This is a genomic window from Vibrio sp. 2033 (assembly GCF_033339735.1).
Genome location: NZ_JAWOVC010000517.1, coordinates 1 through 615, shown reverse-complemented (window position 1 = coordinate 615; position 615 = coordinate 1). Strand labels below are relative to the sequence as shown.

1 protein-coding gene is annotated in these 615 nt (G+C 44.9%); it reads left to right on the top strand.

From position 1 onward, the window contains the following. The coding region (gene tolA / locus R7P74_RS27540; protein WP_318123853.1) for a cell envelope integrity protein TolA at positions 1-542 on the top strand (542 nt) is incomplete at its 5' end. Between the last annotated feature and the right edge of the window lie 73 nt (positions 543-615).

The window sequence follows — 615 nt, the reverse complement described above, 5'->3', positions numbered from 1 at the left end:
AACAAGAGAGAGTAGCTCGCGAGAAGGCGGCAAAAGAAGCGGAAGAAAAGGCAAAACGTGAACGCGAGGCGGCTCAAAAAGCTGAACAAGAACGCATTGCGAAAGAAAAAGCGGCAAAAGAAGCTGCGGAAAAAGCACGTAAAGAAAAAGAGCGCCTTGAACGTGAGCGTAAAGAGCAAGAAGCCGCACTTGATGATATTTTTGCTGGCCTAGAAAGTGAAGCGAGTGCAAACCAACAGGCTCAGGGGAAATTTGTGGCTGATGAGGTTTCCCGCTACAGTTCAATCTATATTCAGCTCATTCAAAGCCGATTGCTAAAGGATGACTACCTATTGGGAAAGGAGTGTAGAGTTAACATTAAGCTGATTCCTACGGGAACTGACATGATTGTTTCGTCAGTTAACGTGCTTTCTGGTGACTCTAGAGTATGTGCTGCTGCAAAGAGTGCAATTGCACAAGTACCAAGTTTCCCGATGTCAACCGATTCAACAGTTAACCAAAGGCTGAAGGATATTAACCTTACGGTCGCACTACAACAATAAGGGATAAGCCGTGATTAAACGTCTTTTACTAGGAATGTTTGTACTGCTAGGCAGTCTAACGAATGTAGCGCAC